Annotated in this window: 10 protein-coding genes, 1 tRNA gene and 1 riboswitch; of the genes, 5 read left to right on the top strand and 6 right to left on the bottom strand. The window is 72.5% G+C overall.

All coding sequences use genetic code 11. From position 1 onward, the window contains the following. Positions 1 to 18: 18 nt before the first annotated feature. Positions 19 to 279, bottom strand: coding sequence for a hypothetical protein (locus BFN33_RS46040; RefSeq protein WP_069766201.1), 261 nt, complete (start codon positions 277 to 279; stop codon positions 19 to 21). Between the two features lie 110 nt (positions 280 to 389). Between BFN33_RS46040 and BFN33_RS46035 the strand changes: the two genes are divergently transcribed. The 3 genes from BFN33_RS46035 (at position 390) to BFN33_RS46025 (ending at position 3059) form a co-directional block, all read left to right on the top strand. Further along, positions 390 to 463: transfer RNA gene (locus BFN33_RS46035), tRNA-Met, on the top strand. Between the two features lie 377 nt (positions 464 to 840). Continuing rightward, positions 841 to 998: riboswitch (cyclic di-AMP (ydaO/yuaA leader) on the top strand. Positions 999 to 1009: 11 nt separating this feature from the next. Continuing rightward, positions 1010 to 2044, top strand: coding sequence for a M23 family metallopeptidase (locus tag BFN33_RS46030; RefSeq protein WP_069766200.1), 1035 nt, complete (start codon positions 1010 to 1012; stop codon positions 2042 to 2044). A 64-nt stretch (positions 2045 to 2108) separates the two neighbouring features. Continuing rightward, positions 2109 to 3059 (top strand): aldo/keto reductase, encoded by a 951-nt coding sequence (locus tag BFN33_RS46025; RefSeq protein ID WP_069766199.1) that lies wholly within the window; start codon positions 2109 to 2111, stop codon positions 3057 to 3059. Positions 3060 to 3227: 168 nt separating this feature from the next. On the opposite strand, the gene BFN33_RS46020 is transcribed toward BFN33_RS46025, so the two are convergent. The 4 genes from BFN33_RS46020 to BFN33_RS46005 form a co-directional block, all read right to left on the bottom strand. Further along, positions 3228 to 4571 carry a PrsW family intramembrane metalloprotease gene (locus BFN33_RS46020; protein WP_069766198.1) on the bottom strand — a complete coding sequence of 448 codons (1344 nt, stop codon included), beginning with the start codon at positions 4569 to 4571 and terminating at the stop codon, positions 3228 to 3230. Positions 4572 to 4621: 50 nt separating this feature from the next. Further along, positions 4622 to 5500 carry a tRNA (guanosine(46)-N7)-methyltransferase TrmB gene (gene trmB / locus BFN33_RS46015; protein WP_079141383.1) on the bottom strand — a complete coding sequence of 293 codons (879 nt, stop codon included), beginning with the start codon at positions 5498 to 5500 and terminating at the stop codon, positions 4622 to 4624. A 131-nt stretch (positions 5501 to 5631) separates the two neighbouring features. Further along, positions 5632 to 6852, bottom strand: coding sequence for an L-2-hydroxyglutarate oxidase (gene lhgO, locus BFN33_RS46010; protein WP_069766239.1), 1221 nt, complete (start codon positions 6850 to 6852; stop codon positions 5632 to 5634). Positions 6853 to 6924: 72 nt separating this feature from the next. Next, entirely contained in the window at positions 6925 to 8349 is a 1425-nt protein-coding gene (locus BFN33_RS46005; RefSeq protein ID WP_057609392.1) for a hypothetical protein, read from the bottom strand. Positions 8350 to 9032: 683 nt separating this feature from the next. Between BFN33_RS46005 and BFN33_RS46000 the strand changes: the two genes are divergently transcribed. Together BFN33_RS46000 and BFN33_RS45995 are read left to right on the top strand one after the other, a co-directional pair. Next, positions 9033 to 11120, top strand: coding sequence for an asparagine synthase-related protein (locus tag BFN33_RS46000; RefSeq protein ID WP_069766196.1), 2088 nt, complete (start codon positions 9033 to 9035; stop codon positions 11118 to 11120). Positions 11121 to 11789: 669 nt separating this feature from the next. Continuing rightward, complete coding sequence (locus BFN33_RS45995) at positions 11790 to 15053, top strand: BTAD domain-containing putative transcriptional regulator (RefSeq protein ID WP_069766195.1); 3264 nt, start codon at positions 11790 to 11792, stop codon at positions 15051 to 15053. Here the strand turns inward: BFN33_RS45995 and BFN33_RS45990 are convergent. Then, positions 15040 to 15868 (bottom strand): NPCBM/NEW2 domain-containing protein (locus tag BFN33_RS45990; protein WP_176742644.1); only part of this gene is annotated, 829 nt, incomplete at its 5' end. The two genes, BFN33_RS45995 and BFN33_RS45990, sit on opposite strands and share 14 nt — an antisense overlap.

Genomic DNA, 15868 nt, shown 5'->3' with positions numbered 1-15868 from the left:
TCGGGACCCGGGCGGGGCTCACTCCGGACGGCCGTCCCCGGCGCCGCCGTGGTCGCGGACCCAGTTCCGGTGGGCGCTGGACCCTTCGCGGCCGGGAGAGAGCTTCAGTACGGCCCCGTCGTCGATCTGCTCCAGGCTCGTCACCACGTAGGGCGAACCCGCCCGCACCGCCAGCCGGATGCTGCCGTTGCCGAACTCCGTCACCCGCAGGGTCCGGCCGCCGGAGAGCGGGATGTCCCGCCTGTCGATCTCCACCGGTCGCTCGTCGGCTGCGGCCATGAGGCCCTCCTCGTCTCCATGAGGGGCGCCACGGTACGCCGCTCTCGCCCGCCCGACCGCCACCCTGGCGCGAACCACCCCGGGGATGACGTATGCTGGTCACACAACGACGCGGGGTGGAGCAGCTCGGTAGCTCGCTGGGCTCATAACCCAGAGGTCGCAGGTTCAAATCCTGTCCCCGCTACTCAAGGCTGAGGGCCGGAATCCAGTAACTGGATTCCGGCCCTCAGCGTTTCCCCGGCGGTGACCGGTACGCCGCGGCATCCGACCCGACCGGGGCGAGGAGTACGGCTTCCCCCGCGGGGCCACGCTGCTCGCCGTACGGCGGCCTTCGTGACGTGGGGTGAGCGGGTGAGCGCCCTCCGCATAACCACTGACGCGCCGTCAAAACCTGTGAGTTGCCTGAGGTGAGGTCAACTCGCCCGTTTTTCACCGTTCATGGGCCGTAAGTCCTGCGGGATTTCGTTAATGATCAAGCGGAACAGCTTGGAATCGAGCCCCCGGGTCTATTAACGTTCGATAACGCAGCGCGGTCGTCCCAGCCGTCACAAGAGACGGCTCCGTGCTCACGCGCCGAATTCCGCAAGGGAACCGGGGAACCACCAACTTGGGGTGAATCGCTCGTAGTCCGCCGTGGCAGCACGGTGGGTATACGCGCGTAGGAGACCTTCCTGCTCCGAACCCGTCAGCTAACCCGGTAGGCGAGAAGGAAGGAAAGGAGTGCGCCCAAGTGGCGAACCCGCCTGCCCCTGAGGCTCCGTTCGAGCCCGGTCAGCGCAGTACCGACACACTTGTGTACGGCGGCTACCGCACCGACGACGAGGCCTTGCTGGGGGAGTGGAACCCCACCGCGGAGACCCTCCCCGCCGTACGTGGCCGGCATCGCGTCGCCAAGCAGCGTGGCGGGGGATTCGCCCGCAGCTCCACCGTTCTGGGCGTCGGCGTCATAGCCGCCGTCAGCGCGGGCGGGATGGCCAGCGCCAACACCGGCAAGCCGCCGGTCTCCATCTCCCTGCCCGACCTGCCCTCCGTTGATTCGCTCATCTCGGGCGACTCCGACTCCGCCGCGGACGACACGAGCGCCTTCAGCAGCGTCGGCGCCACCACCACCGACACCGCCAAGGGCACCTCGGACGCCGGTGAGGCGCTGCGCTCGCGCATCCTGGCCCAGGCCGAGGTGCAGCAGGGCCAGCTCGACACCAAGGCCGCCCAGGCCGTCGCTGCCGCCGCCGAGAAGGAGGCCGACGCGGCCGCCGCCAAGGCGGAGAAGGACGCTCAGGAGAAGGCCGCCGCCGCGAAGAAGAAGGCGGAGGAGGAGGCCGCGAAGAAGGCCGAGGCCGCGCGCCTGGCCGAGCTCGCCAAGCAGTACACGCTGCCGACCTCGTCGTACACCATCACGGGCACCTTCGGTCAGGCCGGTTCCCTGTGGTCCTCCGGCTACCACACGGGCCTCGACTTCGCCGCGCCCACCGGCACGCTCATCAAGGCCATCCACAGCGGCACCATCACCGAGGCCGGCTGGGCCGGTTCCTACGGCTACCGCACGATCCTGACCCTCGACGACGGCACCGAGCTGTGGTTCTGCCACCAGTCCTCGATCAACGTCAGCGTCGGCCAGAAGGTCGGCACCGGTGACGTCATCGGCCGCGTGGGTGCCACGGGCAACGTGACCGGCGCGCACCTGCACCTGGAGGTCCACCCGGGCGGCTCGGCCGACGGGATCGACCCGATGACGTGGCTGCGCGGCAAGGGGCTCAACCCCTGAGGTTTACGGCGATTTTGCGGCCGATGCGGAAGGTCGGCGTCCGGTGCGTGCGTTGACGTAGGACATGACTACTTCTCCGCTTCGCAAGCTCGGATCCTCCGACCTCGAGGTCTTCCCGCTCACCCTCGGCGGCAACGTGTTCGGCTGGACGGCCGACGAGGCCCAGTCCTTCGCCGTCCTCGACGCGTACACCGCCGCGGGCGGCAACTTCGTCGACACGGCCGACTCCTACTCGGCCTGGGTCGACGGCAACTCCGGCGGCGAGTCCGAGACCGTCATCGGCAAGTGGCTGGCGGCTCGGGGCAACCGCGACGACGTCGTCATCGCCACGAAGGTCAGCCAGCACCCCGACTTCCCCGGCCTGACCGCCACCAACATCAAGGCCGCCGCCGACGCCTCGCTGCAGCGCCTGGGCACCGACCACATCGACCTGTACTACACCCACTTCGACAAGACCGAGGTGCCGGTCGAGGAGATCATCGGCGCGCTGGACGAGCTGGTGAAGGCGGGCAAGGTGCGGGCGATCGGTGCCTCCAACATCTCCGCCGCGCGCCTGGCGGAGTCCCTGGCCTTCTCGGACCGCGAGGGTCTGGCACGCTATGTCGCCCTGCAGCCCCAGTACAACCTGGTCTCCCGTGACACCTACGAGGGCGAGCTGCAGGCGGTGGCCGCGCGCGAGGGCCTCGCCGCCGTCCCGTACTACGCCCTCGCCTCCGGCTTCCTCACCGGCAAGTACCGCCCCGGTACGACGGTGGAGAGTGCGCGCGCCACGGGCGCCGGCAAGCACCTGGAGACCGAACGCGGCCGCAAGGTCCTCGCGGCCCTGGACGACATCGCCGAGTCCCACGGCGTCCCGGTCGCCACGGTCGCCCTCGCCTGGCTCGCGTCCCGGCCCACGGTCGCGGCCCCGATCGCATCCGCGCGTACGGTGGAACAGCTCCCGGCCCTGCTGGGGGTGGCGGAGCTGAAGCTGACGGAGGAGGAGGCGGCGCGCCTGACGGAGGCGTCGGCCTGACGCGGGCGCGGCTGCCGACCGGCGGTGCCGGGCGCTGAGCGGCCGGCGTCGCGGTCTCGCGCGGCGGAGTGGCCTGGCGTGCGGTGGCGGCCGTGGCGGGCACTGCAAAGGCAAGCCGCGAGGGCGGCCGCGCCGAGCAGGGCGCCCACGGGTCTTGCTCTGGTCGAGCTACGTCCGGTACGGGTTGTACGCGGGATACGGCACCGTCGGCTGGACCGGCTGGACCGGTTGCGGCGGATAGCCGTACACCCCGTACACCGGCCAGGGCGGCGCGGCCACCGGTAGCGGCGGCGCCGTCATCCGGGCCGCGTGGTCCAGCGCGGGCCGCGCGACGTCCCGCCGCCGCCACAGCTCGTGCAACAACTCCCGCTCCCGTACGACGAAGTCGGCGTTCGCCCGCCCGAGCCGCCCCCGGCGCCGCAGGAACGCCAAGGACGTCGCGTACGCCTCGTACTGCGAGACCGCCCGTGCCGCGGGCCGCCCGCCGAACTGCCGCCGCGCGTACTCCCGCGCCACCCGTCGCGCCCGCATCGAGCCCAGTACGTACGGCTCGGTCGGCGCCAGCCACCCGGCGACGGCGTACGCGGGCAGTTCCTCGCGGACGGTCCTCAGCTCCCGCTGCCGCGTCCAGATGACCAGCCAGGTCAGTAGCGCGAACGCCGGCACCATGAACATCGCGTACACCGCGAAGAACCCGTACTCCCCGAGCGTCGAGGAGCCGTTCCACATCGCGTGCATGCCCATCGCGAGCAGCAGTCCGGACAGCGGGACGAGCACCCGCCGTACGTGCTGGCGTTCCGCCGAGAGCGCGGAGATGCCGAAGCCGATGCCGGTGAGGACGGTGAAGAGGGGGTGCGCGAACGGCGACATCACGACGCGTACGAAGAAGGTCGCGGCGGTGACGGAGGCGATGCCGCCATGGCCGTTGAGCTGGTCGGTGCCGAAGGCGGTACCGAGGTAGAGGATGTTCTCGGTGAAGGCGAAGCCGGTGGCGGTGACCCCCGCTATCACCACCCCGTCGACGATCCCGGTGAAGTCCCGTCTGCGGAACAGGAAGACCAGCACGACGGCCGCGGCCTTGGCCGACTCCTCGACGATCGGCGCTATCACGGTCGCGCCGAGGGTGTCGGCGCTGGTCGGATCGGCGGTCGCCGTCGCTATCCACTTCGTCGCGAAGCTGTTGGCGATGATCGCTATCAGCGCCGCCGCGCAGGCGCCCCAGGCGAAGGCGAACAGCAGATTGCGCCAGGGGCCCGGTTCGACCCGGTCGAGCCAGCGGAACGCGGCTATGAGCAGCGGTACGGGCAGGACGGCGAGGCCGAGGCCGACCAGGAACCCTTCGGTGCCGGTCTGTTGGCGGACCAGGGCGAGGATGACGAGCCCGGACAGCGTGAGAAGCGTGATCAGGGCGCCGTAGCGCACCCACTTCCGCTGCCACCAGTGCGCGTGCCGCAGCGCGGCGCCGCCGGTGGGGTCACCGGGGTGCGTCGGATACGGGGGACAGGTGGCCACAGCATCGACCTTAACGAGACAGAGGCGCCGCCCGCAGGCGGGGCGGGTGATCAGGCGCCGGTGGGGGACTGGTCGGATCGGTCGGGTCGGTCGCCGTGCTGTACGCAGCGGAACAGCAGGTCGTTCACGACATGTCCCTTGTCCAGTCCCTGCCCCTCGAAACGGGTCAGCGGCCGGAAGTCGGGACGCGACGCAAAACCGCCGTCTGCCTGTGTGTTCTCGAAGTCGGGATGCGCGGTGAGCACGTCGAGCATCTGTTCGGCGTACGGTTCCCAGTCGGTCGCGCAGTGCACCAGCGCGCCCGGCCGCAGCCGCGTCGCGGCCAGGTCCAGGAACTCCGGCTGGATCAGCCGCCGCTTGTGGTGCCGCTTCTTGGGCCAGGGGTCCGGGAAGTAGACGCGCAGCCCGTCGAGCGAGTCCTCGGCGAGCATCTCGCGCAGCAGGATGATGGCGTCGCCGTTGGCGACCCGGACGTTGGACAGCTTGTGCTGCTCGGCGAGATTGAGCAGGTTTCCCTGACCGGGGGTGTGCACATCGACGGCGAGGATGTTGATCCCCGGCTCCGCGGCGGCCATCTGCGCGGTGGCCTCACCCATCCCGAAGCCGATCTCCAGCACGACCGGGTGGTCGTTGCCGAACATCTCACCGAGGTCGATCGTGCGCTGCCCGTCGATGTCGAGGCCCCACGTGGGCCACAACCGCTGCAACGCGTCCGCCTGCCCGGCCGTCACCCGGCTGCGGCGCGGCTGAAAGCTCCGGATCCGCCGCTCGAAGTGCGATCCCGCGGGATCGGCACTGGGCCCGTCGGGAAACCGCGGCTCCCCTTTGGCCCGGCTGCGCCGAACGGGGGCACCGGGCACGTGCAGACCGGACTCGTCGGCGGCGGGCCGGGACCGGGGGGCTTCGGGGGCGTTGAGGGAGTCAGACACAGTGGGATCGATTTTACGGCGACCTGGGGGACGAATGCTGCGCAGGGATGTTCTGGCTGTCGGGTCTGGGTGGCCGCGTCCGGGACAGCCGTGTCCGAGTCGCCACCGGCGGGTGGTGGCGCCCGCGTCCGTCACGCCGTGCGCAGGGTCTCCAGCGCTCTTCGGGCCACCTCCCGGCCGATCGGCAGGGAGGCTGTCGCTGCGGGTGAGGGGGCGTTCAGTACGTGCACCGCGCGAGCGCCCTCGCGGATCAGGAAGTCGTCCACCAGCGTGCCGTCCCGCAGTACCGCCTGTGCCCGCACCCCGGCCGCCGAAGGGACCAGATCGTCCGCGGTCACGGCAGGCAGCAGCCTGCGCACAGCCGTAGTGAACGCTCTCCGCGACACCGAGCGCCGCAGCTCACCCGTGCCGTACCGCCAGTGCCGCCGGGCTATCTGCCACGATCCCGGCCAGGCCAGCGTCGCCCCCAGCTCCCGAGGCCGTACGGTCCTCCAGTCGTACCCCTCCCGGGCCAGCGCCGGGACCGCGTTGGGCCCGATGTGCACGCCGCCGTCGATCCCGCGCGTGAGATGCACCCCGAGGAACGGAAACGCCGGGTCCGGTACCGGATACACCAGTCCCCGCACCAGCTCGGGCCGCGCCAGCGTGTAGTACTCCCCCCGGAACGGCACGATCCGCATCTCTGGATCGTCCCCGGTCAGCCGGGCCACCTCGTCGCAGTGCAGCCCGGCGCAGTTCACCAGCACCCGCGCCCGTACGACGTCCCCGGCGCCCGTCAGCACGGCGACCCCGAGCTCCGGCCGCCGGTCGATCCGCCGCACCTCGGCGCCGTACCGGATCTCCGCCCCCGACGCCTCGGCCAGCTGCCGTGCGACCCCGACGAAGTCGCATACGCCGGTGGTCCCGACGTGTATGGCGGCGAGCCCCTCGACCTCGGGTTCGTACTCCGCGATCTGGGCGGCACCCAGCTCGCGCACCGGAATGCCATTCTCCCGTCCGCGCTGCACCAGGCCGTGCAGCCGTGGCAGCTCGCTGCGCTCGGTGGCGACGATCAGCTTGCCGGTGACGGCGTGAGCGATGCCGTACTCCGCGCAGAACTTGACCATCTCGGCGGCGCCCCGCGCCGCGTACTGCGCCTTGAGCGACCCGGGCCGGTAGTAGATCCCGCTGTGGATCACCCCGCTGTTGCGCCCGGTCTGATGCCGAGCGGGCCCCGCCTCCTTCTCCAGCACGACGACCCGCGTACCGGGCGCGCTGCGCGTGATCGCGTACGCCGTGGACAGTCCGACAATGCCCCCACCGACCACGAGCACGTCACAGTCGTAAGCGATCCCCGTCGACACCTGCACCACCTCCCACACCCGATAGTGCACTGCACCACTGACAGTCACTTCAAACGCGGGAGCGGTGACGGCCTCAGGGACTCAGGCCGGCGCCATCAGCAGCGGCCGGGCCCGTTCCCGGAGCTCCACCACCCGCGGCTCATCACCGTACGGCTCCAGCCTATGCAGCAGATCCTTCACGTACTCGGTGGTACGGGCCGAGGAGATCCGCCCCGCGACCTCCACCGCCCGCACGCCCTGCTCGCACGCCGCGTCGAGATTGCCCGACTCGAGCTCCGCGACCGCCGAGACCACGAGGCGGAGCCCGTGCGACCGTACGAACTCCTCCGTCGGCTTCGACAGCGCCTGCTCCGTGAACCGTCGCACCTGACGCGGTGCCTTCAGGTCCCGGTAGCACTCGGCCGCGTCGGCGGCGAACCGGTCGTACGAGTAGAACCCGAGCCACGACGGATCGTTGTCCCCGTCCCGGGACCGCTCCAGCCACCCCTCGGCCGCCTTGAGCGCCGCTCCGGCCGCCGCGGCGTCACCCGCACGCGCGTGTGCCCGCGCCTCGACGAGCCGGAAGAAACTCATGGTGCGGGCCGTCGCCAGCCCCCGGTTGCGCTCCAGCGCGGCCTGCGCGAGATCGACGCCCTCGTCTCCGAAGCCCCGGTAGGTCGCCTGCAACGACATCGACGCCAGCACATACCCGCCGAGCGGTACGTCGGCGGCGGCCCGGGCCAGCCGCAGCGCCTGGATGTAGTACCGCTGCGCCGCCTCCTGCTGGCCCGTGTCGAAGGCCATCCAGCCCGCGAGACGGGTGAGCTCGGCCGAGGCCCCGAACAGTGCCCGGCCCACCTCGTCGGAGTACGAGCCGAGCAGCAGCGGTGCCGCCTCCACCCTTAAACACTCCGGCACCATGGACGAACGCCAGTCGCCGCCTCCGTACTTGGAGTCCCAGCGCCTGGCGTCCTCGGCGGCCTCCCGCAGCTTCTGCACGTCGCTGTGGCCGACTTTGAGCGGTGCGCCGGAGTCCTCGGAGTGGTTCACCTCGCGCGCGACCGAGCTGTCGGCCGGGGTTATCAGCCACCGTGAGGCGGGCGTTGCGTATGCGCTGACTGCGAACGAACCGGCGAGGGACTGCCAGATGCCGCCCGCACCAGATCGGCGGCCGGCGAGGTCGAGACGGTAGAGCTCCGTGGCCGACCTGACGGCCTGTCCGACGTCCCTGGGGAAGGCGAGGCCCACCTCCGGCGCGGGATCCGCGTCCGCCAGGCCGATCTCGTGGAGCGGCACCGGGCGGCCGAGCTTCTGGCCGATGGCGGCGGCGATGAGATGCGGCGCCGCACCTTGCGGCACCATTCCCTTCGACACCCAGCGCGCCACCGACGTCTTGTCGTAGCGAAGAGTCAACCCGCGTTGAGCGCCAAGATCGTTGACGCGACGCGCGAGTCCTGCGTTGCTGATTCCCGCGAGGGCGAGAACGGTGCCGAGTTTTTCGTTCGGCCCGCGTTGCTCCCTGGACATGCGCCACCCCTCGACACAGACGGCTGCCGCGCTGGCATAACCATGCGGCATTCGTAAACCCAGCGTAGTTCGCCGCATCCCAAGCGTTAAGGGGCATTGTTCCGGATGGCGGGATTGTGGTCCGTACTGAAGTACGGGTCCGATACGCGCAGTTGTGTCGTGCTCCCGTTGTGTGGCCGTGCGCCTGTCCGTGCGCTCTTCTCCGGCCAACGGGGGAGCGCTTCCATGGATGATGCGTGGGTCGGCCCGCTGTACTGGATCCAGTGGGCTGGGGGACACCGCCGCCTACATCCCCGCGGGCGGCGGACGGGCCCGGGGGGCGAAGTGGCGTCTCCCGGGCTGCGCGCCTGTCGTGCGGCGCGCGGACTGTGTACGGAGCGTGCGCGAGCCTGTCCCCATGACGCCGATTTGGCTGAAAACAGACCCTCGTCTTCGCGGGCTATCAGCCCTCCTAGCATGGTAGTTGAGGGCGCGTTAGGCGTTTTTGGGGAGCGTATCGGGGGCGCATTCGCGTCGCACGTTCCTTGTCCCGCATGGGTGTTCGCAGGCGTACGCGGGTGTTCACAGGGGCGCGTTCCCCGCATCTCGAGCGACTCCACCGGCCCTCCGGCACGCTCCCTTCATGGCAGCATGGTGACCGGTTCGTACGGTGCACTGGTTGTCCACAGCCTGTGGAGGCGTCGATGCGGTGGTTGGTGGGATGGAGCAGCACCGCCGCGGGCGTTTCCGGAATCGGGGCGGCGGGGGCGACCGGAAGCGACGGTGAGACCGTGCACCCGGTGGGTTCCCATCTGCTGTGGGGCGACCCGGATCCGCTGTGGGCGGTCGGCGACTGGCGCCCCGACGAGGTGCGCGTGGTCACGGTCGACGCGCAGACCCGGATCGCGGTCCTCGGCACCTGCGGGGCCTCCGACGAACAGCTGCGGGTCGGACTGCTCGCCGCGCGCGGAGGGGCACTTCGGCATCTGACGGCCTGGTCGGGGGCGTACACGGCGGTGGTCCAGGTGGGCCGCCGGATCACCGTGGGCGGCGATCTGGCGGGCGCGCGGCCGGTGTTCTACACGCCCTGGGCCGGCGGTACGGCCTACGCGACCGCGGCCCTGCCCCTGGCCGACCTCATCGAGGCCAACCTCGACTTCGGGCACCTCGCCGCGCTGCTCGCCGCCCCCGACGTGCCGGCCGCGCTCCACGACTCCACGCCCTACGAGGGCGTACGGCGCATTCCGCCGGGGCACGCGCTGATCCTGCGCAACGGCGCCCGCGAGATCGCCGGCTACGAGCCGGTCGCCTCCCTCGCGGTCGCCGCGCCCTCCGCCGACCCGGACAGCGCGGTCGACGCTGTGCGCGACGCTCTGGTCGAGGCGGTGCGTGCCCGTCTCTCCGCGCCCCGGCACGTGCCCGACATCGACCCCGGTCCCGTGCCCGGCATGGGACCCGCCGAACGCCGCGCCGCGCGCGGGATGCCGGTGCCGGGGATCGGCGCCGACCTGTCCGGGGGGCCCGCGTCGGGAACGCTCGCCCTGCTGGCCGCCGGGCTGCCCGGGATGCCGGGGACGGTCCTGGGGCACGGCACCGGGGCCGGGGAGCGGCTGCTCGCGGTCACCTTCAACGACCTCGCCGTGGGCGGGCGGGAGGCCGAGCTGGAACGGGCGGGGACGCTCGCGGCGAACCCTCGGCTGCACCACGTGGTGGTGACCGGCGGCGAGGAAACGCTTCCCTACGCCGAACTGGACGGGCCGCTGACGGACGAACCCGGGCCGTGCCTGGTGACGGCCGCGCGGCACCGTGCCCGGCTGGCGGCGGGCAGCGCCGACCACTTCACGGGGTACGGGGCCCGGCAGGTGCTGGACGCGCATCCGGCGCGCCTCGCGGACCTGCTGATGGACCGCAAGCGGCGCCATCTGGTCAGGCCGGTGGCCGCCCTGGCCAAGGCGGACGGTTCCGTGCTCGTCCCCGCGCGCGTGTACGGCGCTGCGCGGCGGCTGGCCCGTACGCCGTACCGGGTCGGTCTTGAGATGTTGGCCGACCGGCTCATGCACCAGCGTTTCGATGAGCCCGGGGGTGCGGTGGGGGCGTCTCTCGCCGCGCTCACCTGGGCCAGACCGGGGCCCGCGGCGCGGTGGCTGACGGGGGAGGCGCTGGCTGAAGTATCGGTTCGCCTGCAGGGAGCCACGCATCGGTCCGGGGTGGGTCCCGGGCAGCATCCCGGCGATTTCCGCGCGCGTGCGGCGCTCGCTCGTCACGCGTCGGACCTTCGGGTCCTGGAGCAGGCCGTGGAGATCCGCTCCCAGCGGCTGCACGCGCCGTTCCTGGACAACCAGGTGGTGCGTGCCTGCCGTGCCCTTCCCGAGGCGCTGCGGGTCCGGCCGGGGGCTCGTGCGGAAATCCTCCGTACGGTGCTGGAGGGCGCCGGTGTCTCCGACCTCCCGCCCGGCTGGGGTGCTCCGTCCCACGCGTCCTCGGCCGCGGCGACCCGTACGGGGTTGCGGGTGGCGGCGGACTCGTTGATGTCGCTGTTCGGCACACCGTTGCTGGCGCAGGCGGGTCTGGTGGAGGCCCGGGTGGTCCGCAAGGCGCTGCGGGCGGCGGCGGAGGGCGAGCCCCTGCCTCTGGACGGCCTGGCGGACCTGGTCTCGCTGGAGCTGTGGCTGGGCCGGCTGCTGGCCCGCCGGGGCACCTGCTGGACCGGAACCCCGGCACGCGCGCGTGCGGTGCCGGCGGGGATTCGGCCGCAGCGGGGGGCGTTGGGGGCGGGTGCCTCCGGCGGTTGAGCGGGTTCGGGTGCGGGTTCGGTGGGGGCGGGCGCTTTTGCGCAGTTCCCCGCGCCCCTGGGTGCCTGCGGCGGCCTGTTTCGGCTTCGGTGGGGGCGGGTGTAGCGCGTGGGGTTCGGTGGGTGGGTCGGGGCCGGGGTGGGGGGTGTCCGTCCTCGGTCCGGCGGCTCGGTCCCTTGAGCAGGGCTCGGTAACGGACGCCGGCCGCTGCGGGCGGACACCCCCCACCCCGTCCCCTGCGCGCCGTACGCGGCCAGCGGTCCGCGGTGGCGCGCGGTGCGGCCAGCGGTCCGTGGTGGCGCGCGGTGCGGTGAACGGCCCGTCGGGGGGCGCGGGGGTGGTGATCGGTCCGTTGTGGCGCGGGTGACTGCAGCTCCCCAGGGGCGCGGGGAACTGCGCGACCGGCCCCCACCGGCCCGCAGCCGCCCGACTACCCGACCGGGCACATCCTGAGGCGACCGGCCCAAGATCCTGTGGTGGGCGAGGTGGTGATCGGCCCGTTGTGGCGCCGGTGACTGCAGCTCCCCAGGGGCGCGGGGAACTGCGCGACCGGCCCCCACTCACCTGCACCCGCCCGACAACCCGACCCGGCACCCCCGTAGGCGCATCCTGAGGCGCCACCCGGCGAAAAGGCGCGGGCGCTGGCAGGAAGCCGGTGACAATGAAGCGGTGCGGTACAGAATCCTGGGTGTGACCGAGGCGGCGGACGATCACGGCACAGGCATACCCCTGGGCGGCCCCCGCGTGCGCACGCTGCTCGCCGCCCTCGCCCTCCGTCCCGGCCGTACCGCGAGCCCCGAGACCCTGATCGACGAGGTCTGGGGCGAGGAGCCGCCCCAGGACGCCCCGGCCGCCCTGCAGGCACTGGTGGGCCGTCTCCGCCGTACCGTCGGCAAGGATGCGATCGTCTCCGGACCCGGCGGTTACCGGTTGGCCGCCACCGAGGACGACGTGGACCTGTACGTCTTCGAGCGCCTCGTACGGCAGGGAACCGTCGCCCTGGCCCACAGGGACGCACGGACAGCCGCGCGGAATCTCACCGCGGCCCTCGCCCTGTGGCGCGGTGACGCCCTCGCCGATCTTCCCGACCGCACCGCCGCTGCACGCCCCGAGACGCTGCGCCTGGAGGCCACCCGGGCCCGGATCGAGGCGGATCTGCTGCTCGGCCGTGCCCAGGACGTCGTACCGGAGCTGAAGGAGCTGACCGGGGCGCATCCGTACGACGAGCCGCTGCACGTTCTGCTCATCCGCGCCCTGCGCGACGCCGGCCGCGGCGCCGACGCCCTCGCCGCCTACGAGACCGCCCGCCGCGCTCTCGCCGACGGACTGGGCACCGACCCGGGCCCGGAGTTGCGAGACCTGCACGCCGAGCTGCTCAGGGCCCCGCTCAGCCGTCCCCGTGCCGAACGCACCGGCAACATCCGTCCGCGCCTTACCTCTTTCGTGGGCCGGGAACCCGAACTCGACGCCATCCGTTCCGAATTGCACAGGACTCGCCTCGTCACCCTCACCGGACCGGGCGGATCCGGAAAGACCCGCCTCGCCGAGGAAGCCGCCGCCGGGCTCCCGCAGGCGTGGCTGGTCGAGCTCGCCCCGCTCGACCGGCCGGAGGCGGTGCCAGGCGCGGTGGTCAGCGCGCTCGGTCTGCGCGAGACCGTGCTCATGACCACCGAGCTGACGGCCCCGCAGGACGACCCGGTCGCCCTGCTCGTGGAGTACTGCGCCCAGCGCAGCGAGCTCCTGATCCTTGACAACTGCGAACATGTCATCGAGGCGGCGGCCCGCCTCGCGGAGACCCTCCTCACCCGCTGCCCGGGTCTCACCGTCCTCGCCACCAGCCGTGAACCCCTGGGCGTGCCGGGCGAGTCCGTGCGCCCGGTCGAACCCCTCCTCCCCGACCAGGCGCACCGCCTGTTCGCCGAGCGCGCCGCCGCTGCCCGCCCCGACGCTGCCGCCGTGCTCGCCGACCAAGAGGCCGTCGCCGAGATCTGCCGGCGCCTCGACGGGCTGCCGCTCGCCATCGAACTGGCGGCGGCCCGTCTGCGCCTGCTCACTCCCCGCCAGATCGCCGACCGCCTGGACGACCGTTTCCGCCTGCTGACCTCCGGCAGCCGTACCGTCCTGCCCCGCCAGCAGACCCTGCGGGCCGTCGTCGACTGGTCCTGGGAGCTGCTGGACGAGCGGGAACGGACACTGCTGTGCGAGGTGTCCGTGTTCGCGGGCGGCTGGGAGCTGGAAGCGGCGGAGGCCGTGTGCACCGGGTCGGCCGCGGAACTCCTGGGCGCGCTCGTGGACAAGTCCCTGATCGTGGCCGCCCCGAGCGAGCGGGACGGCTCCGGCGGCATGCGCTACCGCCTGCTGGAGACCATCCACGAGTACGCGGTCGAGCGGGCCGCCGAGCGCCCCGAGCTGCGCGCCGCCGCCGAGCTCCGGCACCGCGCGTGGGTGCGCGCGCTCGTCGAGGAGGCCGAACCACAGCTGCGTTCGGCCGGACAGCTCCCGTGGATCTCCCGTCTCGAGACCGAGCTGGACAACATCCGCGCGGCCGTCGACCGCACGCTGACCGCGGGCGACGAGGCGCAGGCCGCTGCCCTGGCCCTCGCCATGGGCTGGTTCTGGTGGCTGCGCAACTACCGCCGTGAGGGAATGACCTGGGTGGACAGGGTCCTGCGCCTGGGGGTGACCCTGGACAGGGCGGCCAACCACGTTCGCCCCGATGGCGAAACCCCCGACCCGATCGACGCCTACCTCGCTGCCCCGCACACCGAGACGAGCCACCCGGCACACCGCCTCCGCATGAACCTCCGGATGCTCCATCTCTTCCTCAAGGCCGAGACAGAGCCCATGGAAGGCGACCTGGACGCCCGACTGCGCCGCTATGTGGAACTCGTCCGCAGCCACTTCGCCGAGGGCGGTCCCGACGCCGCCCGCCTCCCCGGCATCGTCTGGCCCATGATCGGGCTCATGCTGAAGGACGCGGTGGACATCCGTCCGCTGATGGACACCTCCGTGGCCCACTGCCGAGCCCACGGGGACGACTGGGCCGTGGCCGTCACCCTGATGTTCCGCACCCACCTGGTGGTCGACTCCCCGGGCGGCATGGCCGGTGTGGACGACGACCTGGAGGAACTCCGCGTGCTCAGCCGCCGCGTGGGCGACCGCTGGCTGCGCGCCCAGGTCAGCAGCGCGGCCGGCGAGGCTGCCATGGCCCGCGGCCGCCCCGCCGAGGCCAAGGAGGAGTACGAGGAGGCACTGCGCCTCGCCTACGAGGTGGGGGCGTACGCCGAGACGCCGTTCCTCATCGCCCGGCTCGCCGAGGTCGCGTACCGCACCGGCGACCGCTCCACCGCGCTGACCACCCTGGAGGAGGCGAGCGGCGCGGGCGACCGGTACGGCGTCCCGGAGACCCGGGCGTTCGTCAGGCTGATGCGGGCCCACATCGCGCTGGAGGACAAGGACACCGCCCGCGCGCGCGAGTTGGTCGATGCGGTGCGCGAGCAGATCGGTCAGTCGCCCCCGCCACCCCAGTTCACGGTGATGCTGAATTCGGTCGCCGCGATGGTGACGGTCGCCGAGTCGGGCCCGGAGCACGGCCTGCCCCTGCTGGCGGACACCGTCCGGGAGGCCATCGAGAAGCGGTGTTCCGACACGGTCGTGGCGGCGCTCGTGGACGGCGCGGCGGCCCTGCTCTGCGACCTCGGCGACCTCCCGCGCGCGGTCCGGCTGCTCGGCGCCGCGGAGCGCTGGCGCGGTGGCGACCCCCGCCCGCACCCCGAGCGCGTGGAGGTGGAGCGTGCGCAGGCCACCGCGCGCACCAGCCTGGGTTCAGCGCGCTACACGGCGGAACACACCCGGGGCTCGGCCCTCACCCCGGACGGGGCCCTCGCCGAACTCGACGAGGTGGCGCGGGCGCCGCGCCCTATGAACACCTGAACTTCGACTCCGCCCAGTCCGCGAGCATGAGGTCGTCGAACGGGCTGTGCGGCTCGACCACCAGGCGTACGGTCCTGCGCCCGGCGAGGTCCACATGCACGGGCACGGCCCGGTCGCCGCCCTCGACCATCCCGGACCTCCACAGCCGCACCCCGTCGGCGTAGACGGAGAAGTACACCTTGCCGAGGCCCAGCGTCATGTCGTCGACGCCGACCATCGCGTCGTAGGAGGAGCAGGCGCGGTTGAGGTCGATCGTGACGGAGGAGCGGCCGTGCACGGTCACGCCGTGGGCGTACTCCTGGTCGGCGACCGAGACGCCGTAGCGCTGCCACACCCAGCTGCTCTCGCCGATCCGCATCTCGGGCCCGCTGCCGTCGCCGGAGACGTCGTAGTCCAGCTCGCTCCACTGGTAGACGGCCGGAGGGGGCGGGGGAGTCGGCGTAGGGGTGGGCGTGGGAGTGGGCTTGGGGGGCGGTGTCGGTTCCGGGGTGGGGGTCGGCGTGGGAGTCGGGGTGGGCTTCGGGGTCGGTGTGGCGGTGGGGGTGGGTGTGGGTGTCGGCTTCAGGGACGATGCGGCCGCGACGGGGATCGCGGGGAGCGCCGGCTCGGGCTTCTTCGGGGAAGGCGTGGGCGCGGGGTCGGCCGGCTCGACCACCGGCGCGGACTCGGGCGGCTTGGCGTCCGGCTTCCTGGCCGGGCTGTCGTCGCCGATCAGCGCGAGCGCCACCGCGGCGGCGGCCACGGCGACCACACCGGCCGCGATACCGGCCTTCACCGGCGCGCCCAGCCCCTCCGAGGCCGCTGCGCCGCCGGCT

The organism is Streptomyces sp. LUP47B (assembly GCF_001746295.1).
Taxonomy (GTDB): Bacteria; Actinomycetota; Actinomycetes; order Streptomycetales; family Streptomycetaceae; genus Streptomyces.
The sequence above is the reverse complement of the archived record's forward strand: the minus strand, read 5'-3'. Positions and strand labels throughout refer to the sequence as shown.

What these genes read in the sequence shown, in the direction of transcription:
- BFN33_RS46040 (WP_069766201.1), bottom strand. Translation starts at nt 279, where the DNA reads ATGGCCGCAGCCGACGAGCGACCGGTGGAGATCGACAGGCGGGACATC.
- BFN33_RS46025 (WP_069766199.1), top strand. Translation starts at nt 2,109, where the DNA reads ATGACTACTTCTCCGCTTCGCAAGCTCGGATCCTCCGACCTCGAGGTC.
- BFN33_RS46005 (WP_057609392.1), bottom strand. Translation starts at nt 8,349, where the DNA reads ATGTCCAGGGAGCAACGCGGGCCGAACGAAAAACTCGGCACCGTTCTC.
- BFN33_RS46000 (WP_069766196.1), top strand. Translation starts at nt 9,033, where the DNA reads ATGCGGTGGTTGGTGGGATGGAGCAGCACCGCCGCGGGCGTTTCCGGA.